This window comes from Nocardia sp., from assembly GCF_025465275.1.
In the GTDB taxonomy this organism is placed as follows: Bacteria; Actinomycetota; Actinomycetes; order Mycobacteriales; family Mycobacteriaceae; genus Nocardia.
This window is the reverse complement of sequence record NZ_JAODNK010000108.1, coordinates 1-13684: the sequence shown is the minus strand read 5'-3', so window position 1 is coordinate 13684 and position 13684 is coordinate 1. Positions and strand designations below refer to the sequence as shown.

Genomic DNA, 13684 nt, shown 5'->3' with positions numbered 1-13684 from the left:
CTGATCAGCCAACGCGGACAACAGGTTTCGCGGGCGACCGCAGACGGCAGCGGCAGCTACACCATCGAGCCGCCCGCACCTGGCAGCTATGTCTTGATCGTCTCAGCGGACGGACATCAACCGACCGCGGTGAACGTCACGGTGAAGAAAGACGGCGCGCACCAGCTCGACGTCACGCTATCGGGATCCAGCGAAGTGTCCGGCGTGGTGCGCACGACCACGCACGAACCGGTGCCGGATGCCACCGTCAGCGTGACCGACCTGCTCGGCGACGTAGCGGGCACCGCCGTCACGGCGGCGGACGGCACGTACACCTGTCATGGCGTGCCCGCTGGAACCTACACACTGGTGGCGGTCGCCGCCCGAATGCGGCCCACGGCAACGACATTGACAGTCCCCGACAGCGGCCGGCTCCGTTTCGACGTCACGCTGGCACCGATGGCGGTGTTGTCGGGCACGGTGCGCGCCAACGGACAGACGGTGCGCGACGCCAGGGTCACCGTGCTCAACTCATCCGGCGACACCGTCGGAACCGCTCGTACCGACGAGGACGGCCGCTACACCGTGACCGGCTTGCCCGCCGACGAGTACACCGTCATGGTTCGCGGATATTCGATGGTGACCGACCAGGTCACCATCATCGGCGGTGCCGATCACGACCTCCGGCTCGGCTTCGACGAATACGCGCAGATTCAGTGAAGCGTCAATCACCGTGCTGCGAAAGGATTTCGACATAACCGTCGTTGCCGTTCACGCGGATGCGCCGCCCGTCGCGGATCGCGGCGATTTCATCATGGAAGCTCCTCTGATACATCGTGTGCGATGCTTTCCACATGGTGATCCATGGTGAAAGTTCGTCCAGGGTTCGACTGGCAGCGCAAGCCTTCCTCGGCGTAATGCTCATGTCCGCAGGCACCAGCCACCTGACCTTCGCTCGCGAGGATTTCCGCGCCCAGGTGCCGTCATGGTTCCCACTCGACACCGACTTCGTCGTGCTGGCCTCCGGAGTCGTCGAGATCACGCTCGGCGCGGCCCTTCTCCGGACATGGAAGCAGCCGCGACGTGCGCTCGTCGGTGCGATCGTCGCCGCGTTCTTCGTTGTCATCTTTCCCGGGAATATCGCGCAACTGGTCGAACATCGCGACGCGTTCGGACTCGATTCCGACGCCAAACGCGCTGTGCGGCTGGTGTTTCAGCCGGCTCTCGTCGCATGGGCGTTGCTGGCCACCGACGCGGCCGGTGTGTGGCGCCGGAGCCGGGCAGTGACGACCTCGTAGACACCGTGGTGCGGCCGATAGTCGCTGAGGCACAACGACACGACGATGCGGTTACCAGGCTCCGAGCCGGTGGACTCACCCCACCCTGACACGCAGGGCCACGACAGTGCCAACCACTCCACCGGCCACCGGGCGCTGCTCGGCACGCCCTGACGCTCGACCAGCACGCCCTTCGGCTCGGTGAGCCACTCTGCCAACGCTGTAATCGGCAGTAGCGAGCGTTCGGCCGGCACTAGATGGCTGCTGCCGGTTGATCTTCCGCCGCGCCTCGCTGGCCGGTTCGGTCAGCGCGATCAGCGGCAGAAGATGAGTGCGTTGCCGTTTGAAGGCGTTCATGTCGGGGGCGACGGTCCCACCACGTCTCTACGCCAATGGCTGATCGAGTTCGCGTGTCACCCAGATCGAGTCGCCGCGTTCGGGATCCGGGTCGACCCGCCCGCTGCGATCGAAGCCGAGTTTCTCCAGAACGCGGAACGAAGCGGTGTTCCATTCCCGCACCGTCGCCCACAACCGCCGTCGTCCCGTGTCGGCCGCGGCCTCGACAACTGCCCGGCCGGCCTCGGTGGCATACCCGCGTCCGTGGGCTCGCTGGGCAAGCTCGTAGGCGATCTCCGGTTCGTCATATGACGCTTGGCCGACGATCAGACCGCAGTAGCCGATGAACTCGCCGGTATCTCGAAGCTCGATGGGACGCAACCCCAGACCAGGATCGGCACCAAGAGGGTTGGCCACCAACCACTCACGCATTTCCTCGACCGTCGGCCGCCCGTCCGCGTCGATCCTTCGCAAGGCCCGCACATCGCGCTCCACCCACAATGCCCGGTGCGCCTCCGCGTCCGAGGGACACCAGCGCCGCAGCCGGAGTCGCTGAGTCGACAGGCTAGCCGGGAAGTCCGAGTACGCCACCACGATCTGAATCTACGCGACGCCCGGCCGACGGATCATCGCGTTCGACAGACCGAATGATCTCGGCTCATTGATCTTTGAGCCTGCCTGTTGGTCACATCGAACCGCCCGCCTCGCGGCAATAGCGTGTGTTTGCTACGGCAGGCGCCCACCGTCTTGCTGAAGAACGTTGGTGCCCATCACGCATCCGGCGCGGAAACAAGCACTAGTGGACCTGTGTAGCCGTTTCGAGTGGGCCGCTGATTACGACGTCGCAGGGCGTAGCGCGGAAGAAATCGCGGCCGCTCAGGAGGATGTCGCCAAGGACATAGGCTGGTAACAGACGAGCCGCTCGGTCGTCGGCAACAGCGTGCATTCAGTCAGCATCAGATGCCTGCGTCCCGTTGATCTTTCGAGTTCCACGCTGGCGGTTCAGAAGAGCGCGGTACGCAGGCAAAGCCGGATGTTCTCGCCGCCGACTGCTCCGAACTACCTATCCGGCTGCTTCCCAGGTGTCGCCGATGCATCCCTCCTCGTATGTCCACCACTCCGCGGCTTCGCCCTGCTGGAGAAGCTGTTTCATACCGGAGATATCGGCGGTCGGCGGCGCGTTCAGAGCCACGATGCCGAACTGTTGCAAGCCCTCACCGTTGGCTCCCAGCGGTTCAAAGCTATCGAGTACGCGCTGCAAGTTGCCCTCGAGAGGCCCTGAGCGGAATGGGATTACGCGGATTGTGCAGTTGCCGGACCAGGCGACGAGCTCTGTCATGCGTAGCAGGCCCTCACTGTCGGCGGAGACCCTGACAACGTCGCCGATCGCGAGTCCGCGAACGAACCACGGGATGTTGTCCAGCGCGACCAGATCAGGCTCGGGTGAAGGAATCGCCCACATGGATTCGGCGCCGACCGGGGGCCAGCCATCGTCTACCTGAAGATCGAAGTGCACGCGTACGTGGCCTGGCTGTTCTACGGGTCGCCCCACCCGCTCGTCGATCATCGTCTCAGGATGCCTTATGGGGCCGCACGGAGCAGAACACGCGGAGCAACCGGTCCACCACTGCTCGGTCATCGGTGCGGGCGCAGGCGGTCATCGCAACACGTCATCGAGTGCTTCTGATGGTGTTCTGAAGTCGAGGGTTTGTCGCCGATACCGAAGTCGCCTCTCGAAGAGATCGTCGTTCGTGCACCCGGCTCGCTTGTGCCGGTAGCCGACCCGCACCGTAGTAATTGACTGCTTATCGGACAGAGCAGGCCCCGTTCGGAAGTGGAGCGTTCGTGGGCCGCGGGTCCGGCTGTTTTGAACCGCTCACTATGCGGCTGGATATTCACTCGGCATCGAGTGCTCTGTTCGGCAGGGTTGATGCCAGCCGGCCGACCTTGCCGGGGATGGGCTGGTCACCACTGGGGCACGGGTGGATGCGCCTGATCACAATTATCGATTTTGTGTTGCCCGGGAGGGTGCATGTGACCACGATAGAGACGAGATGCGTTACCCCACTGCCTGTTTCACCGAGCCGGCGCTGGGTGGGCGGATGGACCAGTCGAGCGGGCTGGTCGAGTAGGGAGGACTAGGACGATGATGTCCGACGCAAACGCTCGCACCACCCGGAGCCTCATTCATTTTGCAGCGCCCTTCGCTGTGCTGTACGGATCAATCTGGATCACCGACCCCGAGATCGGCAAGTTGACCCTCCTCCTTCCGTACAGCATCGCGTGGCTCCTCTGGTTCCCCGGGCTGCCTGCTGTTTTGATTGCCAGCGGAGCGGAATTGGCTGAGCGCGTATCGATCAGCAGGGGCTGGGGTGCGAGATACCCAGTCAGGTCACGGATGGTGTTGTTGTCCCTGTTGGGAGGGTTCGCCGGTCTGCTCGTCGTGGCTGTACTCGGGGAGGTCTACGCCGCGATATGTCACGAGCGCGATCTGTGGACGACCGTATTTTCCTGGCGGTTTGTCATCTATCTGCCGTGCCCGCTAGTGGAGGCACTCGTCGCTGCGGCGTTACCGATACCTTCGGGCGCGACATCGCTCGTGGATACGGTCCTTCTAGCGGATGGACGGACCAAGGATTGACGCACTGCGGCACTAGCATCGCCCTGTCATCGGCAAGTGCGTGCGTTCATCCGACCTCGGATGGCAACCGCCAGTTGATCTTCCGCCGTACAGCACTGGCCGATTTGGTCAGCGGCATTACGCAAGTTGGCAATGGACAGTGTTTGCTGGTTGCTGTTGACCCAGCGCTGTGTGCCCGCTGCCGATACAGTGGCGCAATCGCGAAAGATGGGGAAGCGTGGCGATCTGCTTTGAACTGGTAGTCAATTTCGGCGACAATATCGACGCTGCGCGGTCTGCAGTGCTGAGTCAGGCGGTTTCCTGGCGAACCACCTTGGATGCGGGCAACCGCAGCATTCCTTTGCACACGCCATTGCTGCGTACCGACGGCCCGTACGTCGAGTTGTCGGTGCTGCCCGTGGCCGTCGGCCTCGGTGTCGCACTGGATGGCGATATCCCCCAATTCGCTCTTACTGCAGCTGAACTGACCGAACTCGGCCACCAACTGTACCAGTTGCTCGCCACGTTCGATGGGTACGTTGCCGCGACGGTCGGCTGGGATCCGGAAGTGAAGATCAATCCCAATTGGCTCAAGGGCGGGTGGATCGCAGGAGTGGGCGCGGGCGCCGCCGACGGTCTCGTCCTGTGCGATGCCTTGCATGCAGAGCTCGGGTGGGGAGACGAGTTCGCAGTCTTCCGGCCCGGATACCGCTGGATGCCGTATCGCGGCGAAACAGCGAGCACCATCTACACCGATTAACGATCAATGTGCAGATCCCATTGAGAGATGCGACCAGTCCCGTGCGTGATCGTGTGAACACCCGGAACTCTGCAATAGGGTGCGTTCGGCGGCACCAAATGCCCGCGGCCGGTTGGTCTTCGGGGGTGCCACGCTGGCAGGTTCGGTCAGCGCGATCGGCGGCAGATGAGTGCGTTCGGTTGACCGCTGCTGGTTGGCGGATCCGAGTCTCGCGGGGACCTGCGTGTTTCGGTACCGCTGGTAGGTTCGATTCGGATTGGCCGACGGGGAGGGACCATGACCGGCGAACCTGTGACTACACTGCACGATTTCCAATTGTCGATGCTTCACCCGATGTGCCGGAGTGCCCCGGCACAGGCTGCGGAACTGCTCGATCGGATCGGCGCGACGCGCGCCGACACCGCGATCGCCGAGGCGCGGTGGTGGTTCGGTAACGCCACGAACAACTTCACGACGATCACCGAATACGTCTCCGCCTGGGGCGCACCGGATTCGGAAAACATCGAAGGCGACGGCGCCCGGGAGACTCGATCGGCACGGTGGGATTTGCCGTTCTGGCCCGGCATGCAGTTCGAGTTCACAGCGATAGGTCGTTATCCTCGCCTGTTCCACCGACTGCTTCGACAGCCGGGAGTACCTGTGCCGCAGTTGGATTCCATCGACAACTTGACACCGTGGTCGTGCACACAGGCGGAATTTCTGAACTCCGGTCTAGGCCCGTTCGATCAAGACATCGACCTCGGCTCGATCGGGAACCGAATCGACTTCGAGGCTGTCGACCCAGAGTCCGGGCGCCGGCGGCCCTACCGAGCGTTGTTCGATTGGGGCCTGCTGCAATCGGTCGAGCCGGTGCTGGTGCGGCTGAGCAAACCGAATCCCGCACCGGTAGCCATCGACGAAACACCGATCGACGAACTCATCTTGACCGGGCAAACGGGCCGGGCCGTTCTGAGAATCCATGCCGAGATCGAGGGGAACGGCTACGCGGCGATTGCGGAGTACCAGCTCCGCCACGCGCGCCTGGCGCGCGAACGCCCGAACGATTTCGTCCTTGACGAGCCCGCAGACCGGTTATCGCGAAGGCGGTGACGGACATGACGATCAGCCTGCGTGCGTGGACCGGGGAGTTTCACGATGTGCCGTGGACGGAGGTCGCGGACCGGCTACAGGTATGTCCACCAACCGACCAGCATTACCGAGGTCGCCGCGAGAACACGTAACTCGGCCAGTGCGGTGTGTTCGACCGGCGCCAGAATTCCACGGCCAGTAGATCTTCCGTGCGGTGCCACGCTGGCCGGTGCGGTCAGCGTGGCATGCGGCATGAGGGTGTGCTGTCTAGGCTCAGTGGGTGCAGTCAGAGCTGTAGTTCGGCGAGGACCGGGTTGGCCGCGAGCCGCGGATACTCCTCACAGAGTTCGGTCAAGACGACGTCTCGGAAGGCCACCCATGCGTCCCTGAGCTCGGCGATGTCGCAGACCGCCTCAACGACCGCCTCGACTGTTGCGTACTCGCAGGAGATCCGGACCTTGCCGGCCTCGGGTGTGAACACGATCAGGTCGTCATTCTCGGTGAACCCCAGCCAGCAACGCTCACCCCGCTCCAGATAGGCCGCCAGCCCCTGCATCGACCACAGGAAGTCGAACACCGGAGTCTGAAGAACGACTTGCCAAGTAGTCTCCGACGCGAACAGGTTTTGCCGGTTCGGATCGCAACTTCAGCGGTATTCGAGCGGATGGTCACATCTTGGGCAACGACCTTCGTTCTTCAGGAGCTCTTCTTCGCGCTCTGTGCCAGGAATGATCGCTACCAACGATTGTCGGCAGATTGCACCGTGCTGGCTGACCCGGCGTTCAGGCGGTTGCTGCCGTGTCCATCCGACGTAGTGTTTTACCGAACTGTGGGTGTCGGCGTCACGGAGCGTCGTGGGCTCGTCGAAGCATGCGATGTAAATGTGTTCGACGTGGTCTCGGCATTCAGTCTGGCACCGGATACGGGTAAGCGGTGGATGTGCGCCGAAATCGGGCGCGATCGGCGCACCTCCCCGCACAGGAAGCCGCGGGAGACTGTAGAGCGGGGCACCGCCCCAAATCCGTTGTGGGTCGGGACCATTAGCCGACACGTCGTTGATCAGGCAGGCGAACCACTGTTCGTTCGTGGGGCAGGACTCCACATCTGCCGTCCGAACGAGGTATTGCGCTGTGGCGGCGGTGATCCGCAGGCACCATTCGGGGGTGTTGGCCGCGCGGCATCTACACGGTGAATAGAAGGGCGCGTGTTCTCCATACGCGCCCTCGTAGATTGCTACTCGTTGTTTACAAAACCGACAGAGCATGCCTCGCGGACTACGCTCTGTGGCCCGCGTTGTCGTGTCCACATACATCGCATGGCAAGACAGGCATACCATGCACCGCCCCTCAAGCAACTGCAGCAGTCGCTCCAGCTGCCCCGAACCCAGTTTGTATTTCGACTCACGCGCCGCCAGTGCGTACTTCGGCGATTGCAGCATGCATCCGCCAATGCAGCGCTCATGACCACCGACGTCATCCGTCACAGCAAGGTCCTACCATCTCTGCTGGCCCCGGGGTGGTTTATCGTACGCCCAGAACCCGCTAAGTAGCCCTGAATGCGCACATGGACTCGGCTTCCGGGCACCTGCCAGTGTTTCAGCCGGCAGGCACCTCCCCTCCACCTATGCGTGTCAAATATGGATGGGCACAACACCATCGGCGAGATCGCACCAAGCGAACAGTGCCCTTCCCGACTTCCATCCTCCCTCAGGGTCTGTCTGTGGTCGTTCGCACCTTGGCCTCGGTTGGACAACCGGGATTGTCGAGTTGAGGATGCAACATCGAGGCGACATCCTTGGACCAATCCATGCGGATCAGGGTTGCGTCGGCAACCTGCATGAGTTGGTACAGGCGAGTGTCGTCCTCCTTGATTCGATCGGCCAGGATGGCGAGGATATTCGCGAGCCTTGTGACTGGATCGTCGTGGCGCTGTGTCTCAGCAACTATCGGCCGCACCTCTGTGTCGAAAGTGGCCCACGACAGGTCGAGGTCACCGCTGTCGAGCATCCGACGTAGCCACCACACACGGGCTATGGACAGATCGGAAAGCACTGTGTCACTGAGGCTCTTGACTCGGTCATGTTCGATCTTTTCGGCGGCCGCGGCCTCGTGCCGAATGTCAGCGAACCGGGCCGCCCGGACCAGGTCCGCAGCGGATAGCCCTACACCGAGCCGCGCCTTGAACTCGATCGCAGGATATTCAGCGGTGGCTTTCCAATGCCCAACCTTGAGGGTTACCAGTTGTTCCGCCTCGATCGCAGCGTCTGGCAGCAATCCCGCTACCTGCTCTGAGGATTGCTGATAGACGTCCCTTACCGCAGTGGCGCGGGCGATATCGCGGGACGGGACGGTCGTGGCCGGGTTCGGTTTGCGGCGGAACCACACCTGACCTCGGACCGTGAAACTGATCCCGGGGACAGAGGTGGGCAGTGACATGACAACCCGGTGACGTCCGCGAGTACGCATCCCCCAGCGGTCAGTTCGCACTAATGTGCTGCGCCTGCATCTCGGCAATCTTCACTGCGGACATGAAGATTCGGCCCCAGTAGCTGTCGGTATCCAACCCCGCGTTGGGAAGAAGACGGCGCATGCCGTTGCGGCTGATTCCGGGTGCGAGCGACGCGGCGAACACCTCGTTGACGAGTGCTGGGTCAATGACGCCGTCCTCAGCGAACTCGCGCCAGCTTTCGAGGATGGGGTAGACGATGTCGTGTAGGGATTCATCATACAAGGCGGCTGTGAACTGTTCGGCCAAATCATCGCCTCCTCTCGAGCTTCCGAACGCCTCACTGGTACCTGCGCAGAGCAGCACGGCACCGTCGGCGGTCGCGGCCAACGCCAGGAACGCCCGGACACTGATTTGCGGTGATGTGTGGAACCAGCTCTTGATCGCGTGCAAGACCCGCGTCGGATGCGCGCGGGACAGACTGCGGTAAGCCTCGTCGAGAATCGGATCCGTGATCGGCCGGTGCGGGGTGGCGCGCCGAAGCCTGGTGAGGGCCCGATCAGGCATTTGCTCACCCAACGACCCGCCGCACACTTCCACGATCAAGGCGGACACCTCGGTCGAGGGCCTGCTCAGCCAAGCGTAGAGACGCTGGCGGACATAGCCTCCGTACACGGGATCTACAGCTGCCCTGGAGAATACGGGTGCAGCAAGGGAGCGTCGCTCACCGATCAGCGCGTCCCGCAGGCCTTGGAGCAGGGCGCTGTCGCGGTGGCGCATGGCCAGGTCGATTGCAGCATCGACTACGCGGACGGCATCTGCGGGAGGGAGGGCGGCGACCTGCCCGACAATCCACTCCGTCAATACGTCGATTTGATGTTCATACTGGTCCCACAGATGCCGCCGCACGGCGGCCGCGAACTCGTGGCGATCGGGTTGCACATGCGCCCGTCCCTCAGTGACAGCGATCCCGACCTCGCTCAATCGCACCGATGCGGGAGCCTCGCTCAGCACGTCCAAGGACGAACGAGGCGTGACCGATACCCGACAATGAAGTGCTTCGGCCATATTCAGCACCGACTTCGGGGTACCACCGTCGCAGAACGCGCTGGCCCACAACAGTGCTCGGGGCGCAATTCTGCCTGTGTGGTCCTCCATCAGAGTGTCAATGAACGAGTGCCAGTCCTCGTACTCATCGACGATCCGAGCGATATCAAGTTCCCCACTGGAGTTGACTTGCTTTGCGTCAGCGATGATCTGGGCAAGCCTGGACACGTCGGACGCCTTCGGTGCTCCCGCGAGGATGTGGACCAGTCGCTCTTCCTGTGTGAGTAGGAAAGTGCGTTCGGACGCACCCAACGCCGACAACCTGAGTTCGGCTAGTCGCCGGGCCGCCGGAGATCCCAATTCCACTGTTCGGTGGCGAATCTCGGAGGTCCAGCGCTGTGCCTGAGCCTGCGGCGTGGTGATGACCACCAGCGAGACATTCGCCTTGCGTGCCCAGTCCAGGAGGCTCTTGCCGAGCTGCGACCCGAACGGCTCTTCGGTCTGAGCCGATAGGTCCAGCAGATACCCGCTGCCTTCTTGCGCGCCACGGATGAGCGCCGACTTTGGTTGCTTCCACACTGGTTCCAGCTCATAGATTTCTTCGATCGGAACTCGATTGGCCAGCAAGCGCAGCGCTGCAACGCGCCGGCCTGTTCCTTCCTCTCCGACGATGATCAGCTGACCGTCTTGACGAAATCGGTCCACCGCGGTGTCCCACGCCCCGGTGGGCGACGCGAATCTCCCGGGTTCGCAAGGACGAAAATCCGCCGTTGGAACGCGTCGAATCTCCACGACTTCGTCGCCGAAGTAGTAGTTCTCAATCGACTGATTCTCCGCGACGGCCACATTGGACGAACCGTTAGCATTGATATTGATCGATGTCATCGTGGTATCCATTCGTCAGGCCCCGGCGTTGAAGTTCTTGATGTGAATATTGTTGGCGCCCATCGCTGTACCACTACCCGTGTGGTTGATGGTGATCGCTATCGACGAGCCCTCGATGGGCGACTGCTGATTGCGCGTCACGAGGTCGAGGCCGTACTGGCTGTGCAATTCGCCACGCAACTGATCTCCGTCGATGACGGCCTCACGAGGTCCGAATCCTTGGGCCAGGACGAACAGATGCTCGAGCAGGTCGCTCGATTTGCATCCGGCTCGGGCAGCGAGATCGGTCAATCCATCCAGTTCGGTGCGCCAGTCCTGTCCATCCGGCTCAGGCTGGACTTGCCACACCCGTAAAGCAGCCAAGATCTGATGGACGAGCACCATGGTCTCGGCTTCACTGTTCAGGTCGGCAGCCGTCGCGACTGCTGTCGCGACGTGCGTATAACGCTTGGCCAGATTGCGGTTCGTGAAGGGTTGGGCACGCGTAGGGTCGAACCCCACGTCCTTCGACCGGCTCATAGCCCACCGAGTCAACTCCGAAAGCTCGGTAAGGCCGTCGTCGTCACCAGCGGCCAACACCATGCGAAGTGATCCGTCGCGCAGATCCTCAGAGTGCTGGGTACATACCGCCACCGCGGCCCGCATCACCTTGATGAACTCGGAGTCGGCTCCGGTCGTATTCACACGGTGCTTGACTTGAATCTGCATGCGCGGCCCCGCCGTGGATTGCTGGCCGAACACCACGATGTCGTCGAAATCGTAGCCAGCATTGCGCTGTTGTAGAGCAACCCTGCGCACTGGTAGTTGGAATCCAACGGGCGCGTGCGAGCCGCGCAACAATCTGCTGAGCAACAGCGCCGCGACCCTGTACTCGAAGGTCACCCCGACGCCCCCTGTCGACAGTGATGAAACCAAGTGGTTTGTCATTTCCCCTGCTATGCAGTCGATTTCGATAGCCAGCGAGCAGTGTATGAGGGGGGACCGACAAGTTCACACCGCACTAAATTCGCTCGGCGATTTTGCGAGGGGGCCAAGAGATGACCGGCCGCGCTCACCCTCTCACGATGGGCAATGCCGAGTGTGAAATGCCAGGAGACGTTGTTACCGAACAGCATCCACAACGTCGCCGCAACATCGAGGGCGAGGACTGCGAACCTGGCTCCGCGCACGATCGACCACCGGCGATCACAATATGGGAAGACGGTGAAGCCGATGGCATCACCGTGATCTAGTTGAAGACGCGAGCGCTGGTCAAGCTGTGCGGTTGATGCAGTTGCGGAAACAGTTTCGTCCTGCGGCACACAGCCTGGGGATATCGCGGCGATGTTCTCGGTGCCCACGTGCACGGCGGCAGTAGCACATGGGCGAGTCGGACGAGGCTGCTGCGTGACCTCCCATAGATCCTCACCAGTCCACAGGAGATCAGCCCAACGGAAGTTCGCAGTATTTCACCCCGAAACATCCGACTCTCCAGTTGGTCACGCTGTTCGAACTGACCAGCGCAGTACCTCGAAGGATCAACGGGCTAAGCGACGCTGGGCCACCGGTGCGCGTAATCCAGTGTCCCCATCCACTCCTCACCTGAGCTTCCACCGTCTGGCGCGGCGCGCTTTGATGGATCATCATCCGGTGACATCAACATCGGGGGCGGCTGGCGCACGGCGTCGGCCACATCGAATTCAGCCACTACGTCGTCCGCATACTGGTCGGCGCCAGTTCCGGCGGGCCGGCCGCGCGTTCTTCGGCTGGGCTGGCTGGGCGAAGTTCGCATCGATGGTGACCACGATTGCCGCGCTCGCGGCGCTCTGGTTCACCAATCAATCGTTAAAGGCAAATGGCGATCAGTACGGGCTGGCTAGACAGACCGCTGTCACCGAACGATTCGCGAAGGCCATCGAGCAACTCGGCGACAAGGACGCCATGGATGTTCGGCTCGGTGGGATCTACCTCCTCGAACGGCTGTCGAGTGACTCACCACCGGATCGGAAGGCGATCTTCGAAGTTCTCGGATCGTTCGTACGAGGCCACTCACCCAACAGCACTGACTGCGGCGCGGATCACCGCACCCTGTTGCCTATCGACGTGCAGGCCGCGCTTACGGTGATCGGCCGACGAGGAGTAGGGAGTCCGGAGCAGATCGACCTGACATCAACATGTTTGGCGAACGCCGACCTTATTGATGCCAACCTCCGCAGTGCCAAGCTGTATGGAGCGAACCTGACCCGGGCTCGTCTCAGCGGAGCCGATCTCGCGAATGCGATCTTGATCAGCGCCGATATGAACGGGGCGTCATTATCCCGAGCTGATCTTCATCGCGCGTCATTTGGCCACACAAACCTCCAGAACACGACCTGGATCGGCGCGCGCCTGAACCAGGCTTCCTTGCAAGAGTGTGATCTAAGGGGTGCGCTCCTCGGTAGCGCGGATATGCGCAACGCCTACTTCATTGGAGCTGATCTCCGGGGCACCATCTTCGTAAACCATACGTATGCGGAGTGGGTTCCGGACCACCCACCTCTATTTGACCATGACTGGACTACCGAGCGCGGCGAAAATCTTCGGGGCGCCCGCTTCGACAAGGCAAGGATCGACGACTCCACACAATGGCCGCAAGGGTTCGTGCCGACGCTGTAGCTGAGCCGTATCGGCGTGCTCTGAGGACCATCACCACACATCCCGTCGACGCATCCGCTACCCGGCAGGACCACTCCGTGAGATGGTCCGCTGAACGGTCGACCGAATCGATGGGCCCCACGCACCAAATCACGTACTAGCTGATCGGTCGAGCTGGCCCAACAGGTGTTCGCTCCACTCGACGGTATCGCCAGCAGCTTCCGGCCGACGGCTCTGATCATGCGGATCGCGCTCAACCGTCACGGCCGCGCTTGTGCCCAATGTGGTTGCTGCGCGGACCCGCCGCCCTCACTTGGCAGGCTCAATCATCTGAGTCAGAGGGAGCCTTTCCGGCATGTCGCCGCGCTGCGAGGCGGCGATGACCGCGCGAAGTCGGCGACATCCTCGTGGGTAGCGGACCTCAGATGAGACCCACAGGGCGTACAGAGCACAGTCCGCTATTGCACGTATATTGCACGAAAAAGGCCGGTCATCCATGGAAACCATGTCTGACCGGCCTTTTTGTATGTGGTCCCAGCTGGGATTGAACCAGCGACCCTTCGCGTGTGAGGCGAATGCTCTCCCGCTGAGCTATGAGACCTTACGGGTGTTCGGCCCGGCGTTTTTGTGCTGGTCGAACGAGAAAGAACATTA

The 13684-nt window shown here is 62.1% G+C and carries 15 protein-coding genes and 1 tRNA gene; 7 read left to right on the top strand and 9 right to left on the bottom strand.

Going from position 1 to position 13684, the window contains the following annotated elements:
• The coding region (locus tag JWN03_RS24780; RefSeq protein WP_297619639.1) for an MSCRAMM family protein at positions 1-699 on the top strand (699 nt) is incomplete at its 5' end.
• Positions 700-703: 4 nt separating this feature from the next.
• Here JWN03_RS24780 and JWN03_RS24775 read toward each other — a convergent pair.
• On the bottom strand, positions 704-835 hold the full coding sequence (locus JWN03_RS24775; RefSeq protein ID WP_297619636.1) for a hypothetical protein: 132 nt from the start codon (positions 833-835) through the stop codon (positions 704-706).
• On the opposite strand from JWN03_RS24775, the gene JWN03_RS24770 reads away from it, so the two are divergent.
• The gene (locus JWN03_RS24770) at positions 834-1277 is read left to right on the top strand and encodes a DoxX family protein (protein WP_297619633.1); all 444 of its coding nucleotides are present in this window, start codon (positions 834-836) and stop codon (positions 1275-1277) included. The two genes, JWN03_RS24775 and JWN03_RS24770, sit on opposite strands and share 2 nt — an antisense overlap.
• 363 nt (positions 1278-1640) lie before the next feature.
• Here the strand turns inward: JWN03_RS24770 and JWN03_RS24765 are convergent, their stop codons facing one another.
• Together JWN03_RS24765 and JWN03_RS24760 are read right to left on the bottom strand one after the other, a co-directional pair.
• Positions 1641-2186, bottom strand: a complete 546-nt coding sequence (locus JWN03_RS24765; protein WP_297619630.1) for a GNAT family N-acetyltransferase — start codon at positions 2184-2186, stop codon at positions 1641-1643.
• Positions 2187-2655: 469 nt separating this feature from the next.
• Positions 2656-3159, bottom strand: coding sequence for a DUF4265 domain-containing protein (locus JWN03_RS24760; protein ID WP_297619628.1), 504 nt, complete (start codon positions 3157-3159; stop codon positions 2656-2658).
• Between the two features lie 579 nt (positions 3160-3738).
• Here JWN03_RS24760 and JWN03_RS24755 point away from each other — a divergent pair.
• The 3 genes from JWN03_RS24755 to JWN03_RS24745 all read left to right on the top strand — a co-directional run bounded on the left by JWN03_RS24755 (position 3739) and on the right by JWN03_RS24745 (position 6061).
• Positions 3739-4233: a hypothetical protein gene (locus tag JWN03_RS24755; RefSeq protein WP_297619625.1), complete on the top strand. Its 495-nt coding sequence runs from the start codon at positions 3739-3741 to the stop codon at positions 4231-4233.
• Positions 4234-4450: 217 nt separating this feature from the next.
• On the top strand, positions 4451-4972 hold the full coding sequence (locus tag JWN03_RS24750; RefSeq protein WP_297619622.1) for a hypothetical protein: 522 nt from the start codon (positions 4451-4453) through the stop codon (positions 4970-4972).
• A 276-nt stretch (positions 4973-5248) separates the two neighbouring features.
• Positions 5249-6061 carry a hypothetical protein gene (locus tag JWN03_RS24745; protein ID WP_297619620.1) on the top strand — a complete coding sequence of 271 codons (813 nt, stop codon included), beginning with the start codon at positions 5249-5251 and terminating at the stop codon, positions 6059-6061.
• 265 nt (positions 6062-6326) lie between these two features.
• Here the strand turns inward: JWN03_RS24745 and JWN03_RS24740 are convergent, their stop codons facing one another.
• From JWN03_RS24740 to JWN03_RS24720, 5 genes are all read right to left on the bottom strand, one after another.
• Positions 6327-6617, bottom strand: a complete 291-nt coding sequence (locus tag JWN03_RS24740) for a hypothetical protein (RefSeq protein WP_297619617.1) — start codon at positions 6615-6617, stop codon at positions 6327-6329.
• A 69-nt stretch (positions 6618-6686) separates the two neighbouring features.
• Positions 6687-7523, bottom strand: coding sequence for a hypothetical protein (locus JWN03_RS24735; RefSeq protein ID WP_297619614.1), 837 nt, complete (start codon positions 7521-7523; stop codon positions 6687-6689).
• 223 nt (positions 7524-7746) lie between these two features.
• Positions 7747-8475, bottom strand: a complete 729-nt coding sequence (locus tag JWN03_RS24730; RefSeq protein ID WP_297619611.1) for a hypothetical protein — start codon at positions 8473-8475, stop codon at positions 7747-7749.
• A 40-nt stretch (positions 8476-8515) separates the two neighbouring features.
• Complete coding sequence (locus JWN03_RS24725; RefSeq protein WP_297619608.1) at positions 8516-10417, bottom strand: hypothetical protein; 1902 nt, start codon at positions 10415-10417, stop codon at positions 8516-8518.
• 15 nt (positions 10418-10432) lie between these two features.
• Entirely contained in the window at positions 10433-11299 is an 867-nt protein-coding gene (locus tag JWN03_RS24720) for a hypothetical protein (protein WP_297619606.1), read from the bottom strand.
• Between the two features lie 182 nt (positions 11300-11481).
• Between JWN03_RS24720 and JWN03_RS24715 the strand changes: the two genes are divergently transcribed.
• Together JWN03_RS24715 and JWN03_RS24710 are read left to right on the top strand one after the other, a co-directional pair.
• Complete coding sequence (locus JWN03_RS24715; protein ID WP_297619604.1) at positions 11482-11649, top strand: hypothetical protein; 168 nt, start codon at positions 11482-11484, stop codon at positions 11647-11649.
• Between the two features lie 541 nt (positions 11650-12190).
• Positions 12191-13051, top strand: a complete 861-nt coding sequence (locus JWN03_RS24710; protein ID WP_297619601.1) for a pentapeptide repeat-containing protein — start codon at positions 12191-12193, stop codon at positions 13049-13051.
• A 508-nt stretch (positions 13052-13559) separates the two neighbouring features.
• Here the strand turns inward: JWN03_RS24710 and JWN03_RS24705 are convergent.
• Positions 13560-13631 (bottom strand) — tRNA-Val (locus tag JWN03_RS24705).
• Between the last annotated feature and the right edge of the window lie 53 nt (positions 13632-13684).

Bases quoted from the DNA above. Each gene is read 5' to 3' on its own strand.
- JWN03_RS24755 (WP_297619625.1), top strand. From the start codon at position 3,739: ATGATGTCCGACGCAAACGCTCGCACCACCCGGAGCCTCATTCATTTT.
- JWN03_RS24725 (WP_297619608.1), bottom strand. From the start codon at position 10,417: ATGACATCGATCAATATCAATGCTAACGGTTCGTCCAATGTGGCCGTC.
- JWN03_RS24745 (WP_297619620.1), top strand. From the start codon at position 5,249: ATGACCGGCGAACCTGTGACTACACTGCACGATTTCCAATTGTCGATG.
- JWN03_RS24770 (WP_297619633.1), top strand. From the start codon at position 834: ATGGTGATCCATGGTGAAAGTTCGTCCAGGGTTCGACTGGCAGCGCAA.
- JWN03_RS24715 (WP_297619604.1), top strand. From the start codon at position 11,482: ATGGGCAATGCCGAGTGTGAAATGCCAGGAGACGTTGTTACCGAACAG.
- JWN03_RS24730 (WP_297619611.1), bottom strand. From the start codon at position 8,475: ATGTCACTGCCCACCTCTGTCCCCGGGATCAGTTTCACGGTCCGAGGT.
- JWN03_RS24760 (WP_297619628.1), bottom strand. From the start codon at position 3,159: ATGATCGACGAGCGGGTGGGGCGACCCGTAGAACAGCCAGGCCACGTA.
- JWN03_RS24710 (WP_297619601.1), top strand. From the start codon at position 12,191: ATGGTGACCACGATTGCCGCGCTCGCGGCGCTCTGGTTCACCAATCAA.
- JWN03_RS24775 (WP_297619636.1), bottom strand. From the start codon at position 835: ATGTGGAAAGCATCGCACACGATGTATCAGAGGAGCTTCCATGATGAA.